14 protein-coding genes are annotated in these 15,019 nt (G+C 45.0%); 7 read left to right on the top strand and 7 right to left on the bottom strand.

Annotation, left to right across the window (positions count from 1 at the left end; genetic code table 11):
- The first annotated feature begins 19 nt into the window (after positions 1-19).
- The gene (locus OH456_RS19420; RefSeq protein ID WP_107307139.1) at positions 20-871 is read left to right on the top strand and encodes an endonuclease/exonuclease/phosphatase family protein; all 852 of its coding nucleotides are present in this window, start codon (positions 20-22) and stop codon (positions 869-871) included.
- Between the two features lie 61 nt (positions 872-932).
- Here the strand turns inward: OH456_RS19420 and OH456_RS19415 are convergent, their stop codons facing one another.
- Both OH456_RS19415 and gloB read right to left on the bottom strand, forming a co-directional pair.
- Complete coding sequence (locus OH456_RS19415) at positions 933-2,495, bottom strand: LysM peptidoglycan-binding domain-containing protein (protein WP_031493868.1); 1,563 nt, start codon at positions 2,493-2,495, stop codon at positions 933-935.
- A gap of 76 nt (positions 2,496-2,571) precedes the next feature.
- Positions 2,572-3,330 (bottom strand): hydroxyacylglutathione hydrolase, encoded by a 759-nt coding sequence (gene gloB, locus OH456_RS19410; protein ID WP_038227876.1) that lies wholly within the window; start codon positions 3,328-3,330, stop codon positions 2,572-2,574.
- Positions 3,331-3,368: 38 nt separating this feature from the next.
- On the opposite strand from gloB, the gene OH456_RS19405 reads away from it, so the two are divergent.
- Positions 3,369-4,109, top strand: coding sequence for a class I SAM-dependent methyltransferase (locus OH456_RS19405; protein ID WP_038227875.1), 741 nt, complete (start codon positions 3,369-3,371; stop codon positions 4,107-4,109).
- A 29-nt stretch (positions 4,110-4,138) separates the two neighbouring features.
- On the opposite strand, the gene rnhA is transcribed toward OH456_RS19405, so the two are convergent.
- Positions 4,139-4,603 carry a ribonuclease HI gene (gene rnhA, locus OH456_RS19400; RefSeq protein WP_038227874.1) on the bottom strand — a complete coding sequence of 155 codons (465 nt, stop codon included), beginning with the start codon at positions 4,601-4,603 and terminating at the stop codon, positions 4,139-4,141.
- Positions 4,604-4,660: 57 nt separating this feature from the next.
- On the opposite strand from rnhA, the gene dnaQ reads away from it, so the two are divergent.
- Positions 4,661-5,407 (top strand): DNA polymerase III subunit epsilon, encoded by a 747-nt coding sequence (dnaQ, locus tag OH456_RS19395; protein WP_124940171.1) that lies wholly within the window; start codon positions 4,661-4,663, stop codon positions 5,405-5,407.
- 9 nt (positions 5,408-5,416) lie between these two features.
- On the top strand, positions 5,417-6,661 hold the full coding sequence (locus OH456_RS19390) for a TIGR03503 family protein (RefSeq protein WP_270034071.1): 1,245 nt from the start codon (positions 5,417-5,419) through the stop codon (positions 6,659-6,661).
- An 86-nt stretch (positions 6,662-6,747) separates the two neighbouring features.
- On the opposite strand, the gene fadE is transcribed toward OH456_RS19390, so the two are convergent.
- On the bottom strand, positions 6,748-9,192 hold the full coding sequence (gene fadE, locus OH456_RS19385) for an acyl-CoA dehydrogenase FadE (RefSeq protein ID WP_124940170.1): 2,445 nt from the start codon (positions 9,190-9,192) through the stop codon (positions 6,748-6,750).
- A 317-nt stretch (positions 9,193-9,509) separates the two neighbouring features.
- Here fadE and lpcA point away from each other — a divergent pair, with 317 nt between their 5' ends.
- Both lpcA and OH456_RS19375 read left to right on the top strand, forming a co-directional pair.
- Complete coding sequence (lpcA, locus tag OH456_RS19380; protein ID WP_031495242.1) at positions 9,510-10,085, top strand: D-sedoheptulose 7-phosphate isomerase; 576 nt, start codon at positions 9,510-9,512, stop codon at positions 10,083-10,085.
- A gap of 50 nt (positions 10,086-10,135) precedes the next feature.
- Positions 10,136-10,978, top strand: a complete 843-nt coding sequence (locus OH456_RS19375; protein ID WP_006072837.1) for a class II glutamine amidotransferase — start codon at positions 10,136-10,138, stop codon at positions 10,976-10,978.
- Between the two features lie 84 nt (positions 10,979-11,062).
- Here the strand turns inward: OH456_RS19375 and purN are convergent, their stop codons facing one another.
- A complete protein-coding gene (gene purN / locus OH456_RS19370; protein ID WP_006072838.1) occupies positions 11,063-11,701 on the bottom strand; it encodes a phosphoribosylglycinamide formyltransferase in 639 nt (212 codons plus the stop codon).
- A 4-nt stretch (positions 11,702-11,705) separates the two neighbouring features.
- A complete protein-coding gene (gene purM / locus OH456_RS19365; protein ID WP_270034070.1) occupies positions 11,706-12,746 on the bottom strand; it encodes a phosphoribosylformylglycinamidine cyclo-ligase in 1,041 nt (346 codons plus the stop codon).
- Between the two features lie 245 nt (positions 12,747-12,991).
- On the opposite strand from purM, the gene upp reads away from it, so the two are divergent.
- Positions 12,992-13,618, top strand: a complete 627-nt coding sequence (gene upp / locus OH456_RS19360) for a uracil phosphoribosyltransferase (RefSeq protein WP_006072840.1) — start codon at positions 12,992-12,994, stop codon at positions 13,616-13,618.
- 66 nt (positions 13,619-13,684) lie between these two features.
- Here upp and OH456_RS19355 read toward each other — a convergent pair whose 3' ends face one another.
- Positions 13,685-14,926 (bottom strand): uracil-xanthine permease family protein, encoded by a 1,242-nt coding sequence (locus OH456_RS19355; RefSeq protein ID WP_006072841.1) that lies wholly within the window; start codon positions 14,924-14,926, stop codon positions 13,685-13,687.
- Between the last annotated feature and the right edge of the window lie 93 nt (positions 14,927-15,019).

Here is a 15,019-nt window from a genome sequence, read left to right as displayed (position 1 = left end):
GTTTTAGAGAAGAGGTATTATGAAGTTAAAGTGGGTACTGCTTACTGGTGTCGCTATTGTGGGAATGACAGTGGGTGGTTTTCAATCGGTATTTACCGTGCGAGAAACACCAGAAATTACCAGTATTAAGGATAGCCAAGTTCAAACGGAGCTAAAGTGTTACCGCAATGACCATCCAGTTGCGTTGGACGAGTCTGGGCACTTGAATATTTTGGTTTGGAATATTTACAAACAAAATCGCGAAAACTTATTGCCCGAACTTACTCGTCTGTCCGAAGACCGACAATTGGTCCTACTTCAAGAAGCCAGCCTCGATGATACATTTTTAGATTGGCTACAGCGCTCGGACTGGGGGAGTAATCAAGTTAGTGCATTCAAAGCATTTGATGTCTCTTCTGGCGTACTTAATTTAAGCCGTACCATGCCTTCAATCGCTTGCGCGAATCTGCAAACCGAACCTTGGCTAAGATTACCTAAATCAGGCTTGTATGCGGAATACGCACTGACGAATGGACAAACTTTAATCAGTGTGAATCTGCACTCTGTAAATTTTACGATAGGAACAGAAGAGTATAAGCAACAACTCGAGTCCTTCAAGCAAGTACTCGAGAAGCATCAAGGACCACTGCTAATAGCAGGGGACTTCAATAGTTGGAGTGAATCACGACTCTCCGCGTTAAAACAAGCCCTACATAAATACCATATTAAAGAGGTCGAATTTCAACGTGATAACCGTAAGCGATTTATCACTGGTTTACCTTTGGATCACATTTTTTATCGTGGAATGGAACTGACAGGACAGCGCGTTCCTGAATCTGATGCCTCTGATCATAATCCTCTACTTGCTGAGTTTAGGATTGTCTCTAAGTAATTGAACCAATGAGGTGTCAGACATTAAAAAAGCGGCGTAAACGCCGCTTTTTTAATGAGAACTAAGCACTAGTTTTGGTGACATCAACGTAGAGTTTCAGTTTTTGGCCCGGCTTAAGATATTTCTGTTTCTGAAGGTCGTTCCATTTAACAACATCGTTGGTACGTACTTTGAATTTCTGTGCAATACCGCTGATGGTATCCCCACTTCTTACAGAGTAGAAAACGGTGCGGATAATCGCGCCATCACTCGCATTTTTCCAGATTACGAGTTCCTGCCCAACTCTTAGTGTGTCACGAGGCCCCATACCGTTCCATTTTGCCAACGATTGGTGAGAAACTTTATTTGCTCTGGCAATCGACCACAAACTGTCACCACTGGCAACTTTGTGGGTCACTTTATAGTTACCACGAGATGTTGATTGTGTTTTTGCCAAGCGATTTGCTGCGCTTAATGAATAGGTTGATTCATCTTTGGTTGATGTCGGAACGAGAAGATACTGGCCCGCGCGAATATTGTTGCCTTTTAACCCATTGGCACTGCGAATTACTTGCGTCGTTGTCTGGTGGTCTCGCGCAATCACACTCAATGAATCACCTGACTTTACTTTATAACGCACAAGACGCATCCCTTTACCGCGATTCTGTTCCAGTTCGAAGCGGAACTTATCTAAAGTCTCGATGGGTAGCAGTAATGTCTGAGGGCCATCTGGTGCAGTTGCCCATTGGTTGTATGCAGGGTTATAACTTTGCAGTTCCTTAATCGAAATGCCGGCATATTTGGCTGCAATTGCAAGATCGAGCTGTTCATTAGGGTCGACCAATTCCAACACAGGCTTGTTTGCGATTGGTGGAATGTCGACACCATACTTTTCTTTGTTAGCCAGAACATCAGCTAGAGCCAGCAACTTAGGGACATAGCTGCTAGTTTCTTTCGGTAAATCGAGAGAGAAAAAGTCCGTTGGCTTGCCTAAGTTACGATTTTTTCGAATCGCACTGTTTACTCGACCACCGCCACTGTTATAGGCCGCGATCGCGTGATTCCAGTTGCCATCAAAACGTTTGTTCAACTGAGTCAGATAATCTAAAGCGGCTTGAGTCGATGCGGTAACGTCACGACGACCGTCATACCAGTAGGTTTGGTCTAGGCCGAACGCTTTTCCTGTTGCAGGGACAAACTGCCATAATCCTGCGGCGCTGCCATGAGAATAAGCGAAGGCATCAAAGGAGCTTTCGACAATAGGCAGTAACGCAAGCTCTAATGGTAGGTTACGTGCTTCTATTTCTTCAGTAATCAAATATAGGAAAGGCTGAGCGCGCTGTGAGACTGTTCTCAAGTGGCTAGGGTGTTTAATATACCATTCGCGGTAATAGTCCACTTTAGCGTTGTCTGGAATCTCCATTTTTAGCTGCATAGCGATGCGCTGCCATACATCTTCTTGCTCTTGTGGCGTTAGTGCTTTTGCTGGAGTTGGAGTATCAACGGAAACGGGCTTTGTTGTATTAGTGGTTGCTGTTTCTGCAGGAGAGTTGGTGGGCTCTGTTGTGGTGTTGCTTGAATCTGGCTGTGTCATCTGACAACCGGCCAGCAACAGGGCTAAGGCCCAACTGTATTTCTTATGCATTTTGTTTGCTACAACCTCTAATTTGAACGGTTGTGCATAATACTAATACGGATTGGGCCAAACAAGCAGCAAAACGTTAAAATTCGTTTTTCCACTCACGTAATGCTGTAAAAGTTGATAGGGGATCATTATTGACAGTTCGGTTTGCTACCGAGCTCACAACTTCTGGTTGAGTAGTTCGTAAAAATGGATTGATGCGCTTCTCTATGGAAATCGTGGTTGGCAAGGTTGGGAAACCTTTAGCGCGTTTCTGATTGGCACCATCTCTGTATTCATGAAGGAACTCATTATGGGGCTCTACGGCCATGGCAAAGGCGAGGTTACTAAGTGTGTATTCGTGAGTACAGTACACTTCCGTCTCTTCAGGTAGTAGAGTGAGTTTTTGTAGCGAATTGTACATTTGCTCCGGAGTGCCTTCAAAAATGCGTCCACAGCCCGCAGAAAATAGGACATCGCCACAAAATAGCTTACCGTCGCCTACATAGCCAATATGATCGAGCGTGTGGCCAGGTAAATTGAGCACCAAAAACTCTTCATTGAACAAGTTGATACGATGTCCTTCACTGACATGATGAGTAAGCTGTCCTATATTGGAATTCTCAGGACCAAGCACGGTGATCGTCGGGTACTTTTCTACCAGTTTCTCTATGCCACCAGTATGGTCCCAGTGGTGATGAGTAATCAATATCGTTACTAACTCAAGTTGGTTGGCTTCTAAATACTCGATCACCGGTTCAGCATCTCCTGGATCGACAACGGCGCACAAGTTCTGGTTATTTTGAATCAGCCAGATGTAATTATCGTTAAATGCAGGTATGCTTTTGATATGTAACATTGTTGTTTCTCCAGTTCAGTATGGGAGAGAGCGCGTAAATGAAGCCAGCACGCAGCAAGAAAAAAGTTGATCATCCCCATTCTTGGGAAGAGCTTGCCAACGGTCAATGGGTCTCTGAATCTATTCAAACGAGGCTTGATGAGTGGTGCCCCAAGTTCTTTGGCTATCATATGCTAAAACTTGGAGGACTGAGTTGTGAACTCACAAGCTGTAATTGCAACATTCAGCATCAAGTGAACCTTGATTCTAAGAACCCTCTGCACAATGTTATCGCTGACCGCTACGAATTACCATTCTTAGAGAAGAGTTTTGATGCTGTTGTAATGTCGCATCAACTTGAGTATGCCGAAGACCCCCATCGTCTATTGCGCGAAGTGGATCGAGTGATGATCGATGATGGTTACCTTATCATTACTGGCTTCAACCCTATGAGCTTCACCGGTCTTGCTAGCTTGATGCCTTGGAGAAAGAACAATTTCCCTTGGAGTGGCCGCATGTTTACGCCAAATCGGATAAAAGACTGGTTAGGGGTACTCAATTATCAGGTCGTCTATGCGGATACTTATGCGCTGTTTCCTATGAAACGATATCGGACGATGTGGACGTGGTTAGAAAGCAGTATTGGTGACTGGGCGTCGCCCATGGGAAGCTTGTATTTTATCGTAGCGAGAAAGCGAACCTACCCGCTTAAACCGATAAAGCCGCATTGGCGTCTAAAGAAAAAGCTAACACCGGCCAGTGTTAGCTATCGTACTGCAGATAAAAAGCAAAGCTCGTAAGCAAGGGAAAGCTTTAAGCGGGAGGAACCTTAGCTTGGTTGATAGCCAGTGTCTTCTTCTGTTGGGTTTTCTGCAGCAGCTCTTGCTAGTTCATCACACATTTCATTTTCTCTATGACCTGCATGACCTTTCACCCAGCGCCAGTCAATATCGTGCCGTGCAGTCTCTGAGTCGAGTGCTTTCCATAGGTCCGCATTCTTAACGGGCTTCTTATCTGCGGTTTTCCAACCACGTTTTTTCCAGTTGTGTATCCACTGGGTAATCCCTTGTCGAACATACTGACTATCTGTGGTTAAGATAACGTTGCAAGGCTCTTTAAGTGTCTGAAGTGCAACAATGGTTGCCATCATTTCCATGCGATTGTTTGTTGTCAACGTATAGCCTTTGGCTAACGTCTTTTCGTTCTGTTTGTACCTTAGGACGATTCCATAGCCGCCGGGACCAGGATTACCCAAACAAGAACCATCTGTGAAAATTTCAACCTGCTTCGTCATGATTTGATACTATATAGCTCAGTAAGTTTATCTACATAGTCTGACATACAAAACATCATGAATACCAGTCTCAATTCAGAACAACGCAGAATAGTGGTACTCGATACCGAAACAACAGGTATGAACCGCGAAGGTGGTCCTCACTACATGGGGCATCGAATCATTGAAATCGGCGCGGTGGAAATCATCAACCGTAAACTGACTGGTCGCCATTTTCACGTCTATTTAAAGCCTGATCGTGAAATTCAACCTGACGCTATCGACGTTCACGGTATCACTGATGAGTTTCTATTAGATAAACCGCTCTATCATCAAGTTCACGAAGAGTTCTTAGACTTTATTAAAGGCGCAGAACTTGTTGCCCACAACGCGCCCTTCGATGTGGGCTTTATGGACTACGAGTTTGAGAAGTTAGGCGCTTCGATTGGTAAAACGGAACAGTACTGTAAGGTTACCGATACGCTTGCGATGGCAAAACGCATGGCGAACATGCCGGCAAGAAAGAACCTCGACTCGTTAGCAAAACACTACACGATAGATACGTCTGCTCGTGTTCTCCACGGCGCTTTGCTCGATGCGGAGATCTTGGCGGATGTATATTTGGCAATGACGGGCGGCCAAACTTCGATGCAATTTAATGCGGGGCAGTCCGATGGGGACGAAAGTGGTGGTGAAACCATTAAGAGGCTCACAACGGGAAGAAAATCGCTAAAGATCTTGCATGCTTCTGCCGATGAAATAGAAGCGCACAATTCGCGTTTAGATATTGTTGAAAAAGGTGGCAGTTGTCTCTGGCGCCTGTAGGAGAGAAACATGCAGAGGATTATTTTTGCGATGGCGTTATGGTTATCGCTGACAGTTGGTGCATTCGCGACTGAGTCCTCAATGTCATTTCTTGATAACCGTTTTCGAGTTGACCAAACGGTGGAACGAATCACTTTTTTGGTTTATCGACAGGATAACTCTAAGCCGGTTACGCTAGTTCGCCCTGACGGTAAAAAATACTACGCTTGGCGTCATCCTGAAAATGTTCACTGGATTGAAGAGCCTAGTGTCGATGTCATTTCAATCGAAAAGCCAATGCCAGGCCCTTGGCAAGCCATTGGCAAAGTCACGCCCAAAAATAACATTCAAATCATTTCTCAGCTGTCTTTAAAAGCTGACACCTTGCCACAGCGTATTTATCAAGGTGAGAAGTTAAAGTTTACTGCCCGACTCATGACCGATGGCAAGCCGTTAATTGTTGAGAACATCCTCGACCGTGTGAACCTTAAAGTGGTGATGAGGCGCTATTTAGAATCTCAAGAACAAACGGATAACAAGGTGCGCCCGGTACCTATTGTCATTGGTGAGTTTTATGATAACGGTGAAGGGTTGGATGAGCGCGCTGGAGATGGTGTGTTCACCGTTGAGCTACCTATTGAACTTGAGCCCGGGAAATACAATGTTCGAATTACTACAGGCAATGGGGTGTTCTTACGCGCTCTAGAGCAAGAAGTGCTGATTTACCCGACGCCATTCTCTAGCAAATTTATCCAAGGCGATGATAAGAAACCACATCAAATTGTAGTTCGCGGTGAAGTCGCGACGATAGAACCTGGTAGTTTGGCCACCTCAATTGAACTGCAATCCCCTGATGAGTCAGAGCAGGTCGTGCAACATCAAGCGGACGCAGGTAAAAACGATGTCACATCGTATTTTAACGACTTACATCAAATGGGGACTTATCATTGGACTGGCCATGTGTATGCCAATGAAGCCTCCACGGGGCGTTCGTTAGTGTTTGATCTTCCAATGCGTACCTTCAGTGTTGTTGGGGCTTTGGATTTAGAAAAAGCCGAGGAAATGCAAGCGGCGGCACGAGAAGCGAAGAAAAAAGCGGAACAAGAAGCGCAAATCCTTGCACACAGAGAACAAGTGAGAACTCGAGCAATACTGGCCATCGTGATCGGTAATCTAGTGCTTATCGTGGTGGGTGGACTCATCTGGTGGTTGGTTCGACGTAAGCGAGCCATTAAGGCTTCACTACCAGAAATGCAGTTAAATATGCCGCGTTAGTTTAGTAACGGTAATGACATAAAAAAGGGTCAGCAATTGCTGACCCTTTTAGCTATTTGGAATGATCAATTACCTAGAGTGATCAATTACGCGACTTCTTCCATTGTCGGGTAGACAGGCTTTGCTGCTAGCTCCTCTGGAGCAAAGTCATCAACGTTTATAGTGTACAGGCGATGTGCTTCTGCAGTAATAAGCAGTGTCGCCTCATCTTGAGTGATTAGGCCTTTCTCTAAACCTAGTGCTGCGACTTTATCAAGCTGCGTAAATGGACGACGCTGCTCAAGCGCTTTACACACTTTAGTAAACACCGGCTCAGCACGTAGAATGATATCAAGCGCTTGCTCAATACGACCTGCCGCATTGAACTCGGTTGGTTCTAGGTATTGACCACGACCCAAACGGCTTCGAGCTCCACAAGGGGTTTGTAAGATACGAGCCACTTGGCTATCAAGCTTATCTGAAGGCGCTTTGCGAACTGTGCCCAGTGGCAAGACGATAAAGCGCATCAAACGACCAATCGCTTTATTGGGGAAATTAGCCAAGAAATCGTCCAACGCTTTTTCAGTTTGCATTAGGCTATCTTGTAGACCCCAATGAAGAAGCGGTAAATCTTCGCTGTTACGGCCTTCCACGTCATAACGTTTCAATGCTGCACTGCTGAGATACAACTGACTCAAAATATCACCAAGGCGCGCCGATAAGCGTTCTTTACGTTTTAGTGAGCCACCAAGGACCGCCATAGACACATCTGACAGCAATGCTAGGTTGGCACTGTAACGGTTCAACTGTTGATAATAACGTTTTGTTGCGTCTTTCTGCGGCGTTGATGAACCACGACCATCAGTAAGACCGAGCCAGAAACTACGTACTAAATTACTGATCGTAAATGAAACATGGCCAGCAAGGGCTTTGTCGAATTTATCAACAGCATCATTGGCGGTAGAGTGCGCAGCATCCATTTCCGTTAAAACATATGGATGACAACGAATCGCGCCTTGACCAAAGATGATCATTGAACGAGTAAGAATATTGGCACCTTCTACCGTTACTGCAATAGGTGAACCCTGATAGCCGCGTGCTAAGAAGTTCGATGGACCAAGGCAAATGCCTTTACCGCCAACAATATCCATAGCATCGATAATGCTTTGTTGACCACGGTGAGTACAATGATATTTAACGATGGCAGAGATTACTGATGGCTTCTCGCCCAAGTCGATCCCTGTAACCGTAAGATGACTGGCTGCATCCATTACGTAAGCATTACCGCCAATACGCGCTAATGGTTCTTCAATACCTTCCATATGGCCGATTGGTTGTTTGAACTGACGACGGATACGAGCGTAAGCACCTGTTGCCAAAGCTGCTGTTTTGATACCGCCTGTTGAATTTGATGGTAACGTGATGCCACGTCCAACTGAGAGGCACTCAACTAACATACGCCAGCCTTGGCCAGCCATTTTTTGACCGCCGATAATGAAATCTAGTGGCACGAACAATTCGTTCGCTGTTGTAGGGCCGTTTTGAAACGGAACGTTCAGTGGGAAATGACGGTTACCAATCTCTACACCTTTAAGGTGTGTTGGAATAAGCGCACAAGTAATGCCCAAGTCTTCTTTGTCACCTAGCAGGCCATCTGGATCTCGAAGTTTGAAAGCGAGACCAAGTACGGTAGCGACTGGAGCAAGCGTAATGTAACGTTTGTTCCATGTGAGCTTCATGCCCAAGACTTCTTTGCCTTCCCACTTGCCTTTACAAACCACACCAAAATCAGGAATCGAGCCTGCATCAGAACCTGCTTCTGGGCTAGTTAGAGCAAAACACGGAATCTCTTTACCGACTGCTAGGCGAGGTAAGTAGTAGTCTTTTTGATCTTCTGTACCATAGTGCTGAAGGAGTTCACCTGGGCCTAAGGAATTAGGGACACCAACTGTAGATGAAAGCACACCCGACACGCCGGTTAGTTTTTGTAGAACGAGAGACTGTGCATACGCAGAAAATTCAAGGCCGCCGTATTTTTTCTTAATGATCATGGCAAAGAATTTGTGATCTTTTAGGTACTGCCAAACTTCTGGTGGAAGGTCAGCTAACTCGTGAGTGACTTGATAATCGCTCACCATCGCACAGACTTCGTTAACAGGACCATCTAAGAAGGCTTGCTCTTCTGCGCTAAGTTTTGGCTGACTTATATTCTGTAGCTTTTGCCAGTTTGGCTTGCCTTTGAAAAGCTCTGCTTCCCACCAAACCGTACCCGCATCCAATGCTTCTTTTTCTGTCTGAGACATGGCAGGAAGCACTTTCCTAAATAGTTTAAGCGCTTTAGCAGAAATCAGTGATTGTCGGATAGAAGGAACACACAATACCGCTACCGTAGCAACGTACAACGCCCATATGATGGCGCCAAATACACCGAGTAGTGAACCTAAGACCATAGCAGCGGTCACGAGTAATAAAGATTTTGCCAGCGATGCTCGTTGGTAGAAACTGAATCCAACTGCGCCGAGCAAGGCGACGAGAGAGAGCAAGATGTCCATGATTGTTCCTTTATCTGGGTACTTATCGTTGTTGTAGTGGTTGACCGTTTTAGTAATACGTAAGGTAAGAGGTCGTACCAGTGTTAATTGTAACTCAATTATTGCACAAATGTAAATTTTCAAAAGTAATTACTCTAATTCGATTCAAAAATGAGAGCTTTGTATAATTTCCCACCAGTTTCGAATGCGAAGCTATGAAAAACGAATCAGGGAGGGAGTTAGATGAGCCTATGCCTATCGACAGAATTGGGGGTTTATAGTTAAACTCAGGTAATCGCAACGACGCGTTGATGTCGGAAAATAAAGAGAATAAACCTATGTACCAAGATCTAATTAGAAACGAGCTTACTGAAGCGGCAGACGTACTAAACAAATTCCTGAGCGACGATCACAACATTGCGCAGATCGAAGCTGCAGCGAAAATGATTGCGGATTCATTCAAGCAAGACGGCAAGGTACTGTCTTGTGGTAACGGCGGTTCGCATTGTGACGCGATGCACTTTGCTGAAGAGCTAACAGGTCGCTATCGTGAGAACCGCCCAGGTTACGCTGGTATCGCCATTTCTGATCCAAGCCACCTTTCATGCGTTAGCAATGATTTTGGTTACGATTACGTATTTTCACGTTATGTGGAAGCAGTAGGTCGTTCTGGTGATGTTTTGTTTGGTCTTTCTACATCGGGTAACTCTGGCAACATTTTGAAAGCTATTGAAGCTGCCAAGGCAAAAGGCATGAAGACAATTGCCCTTACCGGTAAAGATGGTGGTCAAATGGCAGGTGTTGCTGATATTGAGATTCGCGTACCGCATTTTGGTTATGCGGATCGAATTCAAGAAGTACACATCAAGATCATTCATATTGTGATTCAATTGATTGAAAAAGAGATGGAATAATCTCAGTTTACTAGTGACATTATTGTGGAAGAAAAAGAGTAGGGAACTCAATGTGTGAATTGCTTGGCATGAGTGCAAATGTGCCAACAGATATCTGTTTCAGCTTTACCGGTTTGATTCAACGGGGTGGCAACACCGGTCCTCACAAAGATGGCTGGGGTATAACTTTTTATGAAGGGAAAGGTTTTAGAACCTTTAAAGATCCGCAACCGAGTTGTGATTCTAAAATAGCGGAGTTGGTTCAAAACTATCCGATAAAGAGTCGTGCAGTTGTTAGTCATATACGACAAGCGAACCGTGGTCAGGTTAATCTAGAAAATACGCACCCATTCACGCGTGAACTATGGGGGCGCTATTGGACATTCGCACACAATGGTCAGCTCAGTGACTATCAAGGGCTGGAAACTGGTCACTTTCGTCCAGTTGGCGAAACTGACAGTGAATTGTCATTTTGCTGGCTGCTGCGAAAATTGGATGAGCGCTTTCCTGAACCACCGCAAGACATGATGGCGATGTTCGCATACATTTCCGAATGTTGTGATGAGTTGCGAGAATACGGTGTCTACAACATGCTGTTGAGTGATGGTGAGTTTGTGATGACCTATTGTACTAACCATTTGTACTGGATCACGCGTAAAGCCCCATTTGGTAAAGCGACTTTACTTGATGAAGATGTGACGATTAACTTCCACGAAGAGACAACACCTAACGATGTGGTGACGGTTGTTGCGACTCAACCGCTGACTAGTAATGAGAGTTGGCATCGAATGAAGCCGGGTGAGTTTAACCTGTTTCATTTTGGGGAGTTAGTCGCCAGCAATGTTGATGAGTTAAAAGACGTGGAGTTTGCGGAGGCAAAGCCTGCAAGCCAAGCGCCTACTGAGCCGTTATAAGTCCACATCAAACTGGAACATAAGAAAAAAGCGAGTGATGGAATCACTCGCTTTTTTGATATTGACTCGTTGTGAGTTAAAGGGTTATTTGTCTGCGTAGCCTTGAGGGCCAAGTTCTAAACCATCCAACATCGCTTTGCTACCATCCATAGATAAGCGGCCTTCGACGAACCATTTTACAACCAGCGGGTAGATCTTATGTTCCTGACTTTGAACACGCTGTTCTAGTGTTTCAATTGTATCATCATCGAATACCGGAACTTTAGCTTGCAAGATAATTGGACCACCATCTAGCTTCTCAGTAACAAAATGGATACTGGTGCCATGGTGTTCATCACAGTTATCAATTGCACGTTGATGTGTGTGCAAACCTGGATATTTTGGTAACAGCGAAGGGTGAATGTTGATCATTCGTCCCATGTAGTGGCGTACAAACTCGCCACTTAAGATACGCATGTAGCCTGCTAAGACCAATAAATCAGGTTTGTGCACGTCAATACGACGCATCAGTTCAGCATCAAACGCTTCACGTGTTTCACTTAATTTTGGATCAAGGAACTCAGCCTCCGCTCCTGCTTTACGTGCACGTTCTAAGGCGAAAGCGGACTCTTTGTTTGAGAATACCGCTCGAACCTTGGCGTTTTCGATGGTGGACTCACAAGCGTCAATAATCGCCTGCAAGTTGGTACCATTTCCTGAAACTAAAACAACAATATTCTTCATGAAACTAATTGATCTCTACTTGCTCTTCACCAGCTTGTGCAGTCGCGATCTCACCAATTACCCATGCGTTTTCGCCTTCAGCTTTTAATAGTTCAACTGCTGCCTCTGCTTGATCTTTTGGCAGAGCAACAATTAGACCTACGCCACAGTTGAAGGTGCGGTACATCTCAAATGTATCAACATTACCTTTCTGTTGTAGCCAGTTGAAGATTGTTGGCCATTCCCAGCTCTTGCCATCAATCACAGCTTTTGTTCCTTCAGGAAGTACGCGTGGGATATTTTCCCAGAAGCCACCACCTGTGATGTGTGAGATTGCATGGATATCGTGTTCAGCGATCATTTTCAGAGCTGATTTGATATAAATTTTCGTCGGTTCTAGTAAGTGTTCACCAATTGTGCGTTCACCTAGCATCTCGTTTTTATCTGCGCCAGATACTTCTAAGATCTTGCGTACAAGAGAGTAGCCATTTGAATGTGGACCACTTGAACCAACCGCGATAAGTGTGTCACCGGCAGCGACTTTTGTACCGTCGATAACTTCTGATTTTTCAACGACGCCGACACAGAAACCAGCAACGTCGTAGTCTTCACCTTCATACATACCAGGCATTTCAGCCGTTTCGCCACCAATCAGCGAACAACCAGCTTGGATACAACCTTCAGCGATACCAGATACAACATCAGCTGCAGTGTCTACGTCCAGTTTGCCTGTTGCGTAATAGTCGAGGAAGAACAATGGCTCTGCACCTTGAACAATCAAGTCATTCACACACATCGCAACCAAATCGATACCGATAGTGTCGTGTTTGTTCATATCTAGAGCTAGGCGCAGTTTGGTACCGACACCGTCTGTTCCAGATACGAGTACAGGCTCTTTGTATTTAGTTGGCAGCTCACATAAAGCACCAAATCCACCGATGCCTCCCATAACTTCAGGGCGACGAGTGCGCTTAACCGCGCCTTTAATACGGTCAACTAATGCGTTACCAGCATCAATATCTACACCAGCGTCTTTATAGCTTAGGGAAGTGTTGTTTCCGCTCACGGGACAGTCCTCGATAAATAAATGGATGTGAAAAGCGGCGCTATTCTAACAGGGGTTTAAACAAAAAGGAAAACGTTTGCGTAAGAAATTACAAACTATTTTTGAGTGAGGGTAATCTGTTGATATAGGCAGGTTTAAGCGAGTAAATATGCGGAAAAAACACCATTAACCTATAATCTTGACTGAAATAGCAAAAGAAACCATGTATAATTTGCAGGTTTTGTTAAAAATTGCCGGAGTAGGACATGAAAGTTGTTGAAGTTAAACACCCTCTTGTGAAGCACAAACTGGGTTTGATGCGTGAAGGGGACATCAGCACAAAGCGTTTCCGTGAACTTGCTACAGAAGTAGGTAGCCTGTTGACGTATGAAGCGACCGCAGACTTTGAAACTGAGAAAGTAACTATTGAAGGTTGGAATGGTCCTGTTGAAGTAGACCAAATCAAAGGTAAGAAAGTGACCGTAGTGCCAATTCTTCGTGCTGGTCTAGGTATGATGGATGGCGTGCTTGAGCACATGCCAAGTGCACGTATCAGTGTTGTTGGTATCTACCGTGATGAAGAAACGCTGGAGCCGGTACCTTACTTCAACAAGCTAGCGTCAAACATCGACGAGCGTATTGCGCTAGTTGTTGATCCAATGCTAGCAACGGGTGGTTCTATGATTGCCACCATCGACCTGCTGAAAGAAAAAGGCTGTAAAGCAATTAAAGTCTTGGTTCTTGTTGCTGCTCCAGAAGGCATCGAAGCACTAGAAAAAGCCCACCCAGATGTTGAGCTATATACTGCTGCTATCGATGAGTGTCTGAATGACAAAGGCTACATCGTTCCAGGTCTAGGTGATGCTGGCGATAAGATTTTCGGTACTCAATAATTAAGAGTCTGATGATTTAAGAAGAAAAAGGCTGACAAGTGTCAGCCTTTTTTGCGTTCAGAGCAATTAATCTTCCATTTGAGCGTTATCAACCATTTTATTCTCACCTAGGTCATGAGGAAGAATCTGGTTAAGAACAATCGCCACAATACCGCACAAACTCACACCTTGAAGGCTGAAGTCGCCAATACCAAATGCCATGCCGCCAATACCGAATACTAATGTGATAGCGACAATCACTAAGTTGCGGGATTTATGCAAATCAACATTGTTCTTAATCAGTGTATTCAGACCTACGGTAGCGATAGATCCAAACAGCAAGATCATGATGCCGCCCATCACAGGAACAGGGATGGTTTGTAAAATAGCACCAAGTTTACCTACCAATGCTAAGACGATCGCAGTCACTGCCGCCCAGGTCATGATAACTGGGTTGAACGCTTTGGTTAGCATCACAGCGCCGGTAACTTCGCTGTACGTCGTGTTTGGCGGAGCACCTACCATAGAGGCTGCGATTGTTGCTACGCCGTCACCTGTGATGGTGCGATGAAGCCCTGGCTTTTTCAAATAATCTTTACCAGTAACGTTCGAGATGGCTAGCATATCACCAACGTGTTCAACCGCTGGTGCAATCGCAACAGGTAACATAAACAGAATTGCATTGATGTTAAATTCTGGAGTGGTGAAGTTTGGCATCGACAGCCAAGATGCTTGAACAACAGGAGTAAAGTCAACGACGCCAAATGCTAAGCTAGTGATATAACCCGCCACGATTCCGCTGAAAATAGGCAGAAGCTTAAGGAAACCTTTTGCAAAGACACTGACAGCAATCGTCACTAATAGCGAAATTGACGAAATCCATAGAGCGGCATTACCGTTGACGAGTTCAATGGCGCCATCGCCAGTTTTACCCAATGCCATGTTTACAGCAACTGGTGCTAGGCCAAGGCCAATCACCATAATAACCGGGCCTACTACAACAGGCGGTAATAGCTTGTGAATTATCTCCACGCCTTTTGCTTTAATAACGGCACCCATTATGACGTAAACAACACCTGCGGCCATCAAGCCACCCATAGTGGCACCGACGCCCCAAGTTTGAACACCGAACATGATCGGAGCGATGAAAGCAAAAGAAGACGCTAGAAAAATAGGAACGCTACGACGGGTGATTAATTGGAACAACAGTGTGCCCACACCAGCTCCAAACAGAGCAACGTTAGGATCTAACCCAGTAAGCAGCGGTACTAGGACTAAGGAACCAAACGCGACGAATAGCATTTGCGAACCTTGTAAGATAGTTTTCATAGTTTGATATCCAAGCAAATAGAAGTTTTCACCCAAGGGCTTTGGGCAAATTGGCGCGATAATATCACTTTGCAATCGATTACTTAATGATCT

The sequence above is a fragment of the Vibrio sp. La 4.2.2 genome, assembly GCF_027586995.1.
GTDB classification, from domain to species: domain Bacteria; phylum Pseudomonadota; class Gammaproteobacteria; order Enterobacterales; family Vibrionaceae; genus Vibrio; species Vibrio mediterranei.
Note: the sequence above shows the minus strand (reverse complement) of the source record. Positions and strands in the feature narration are given on the sequence as shown.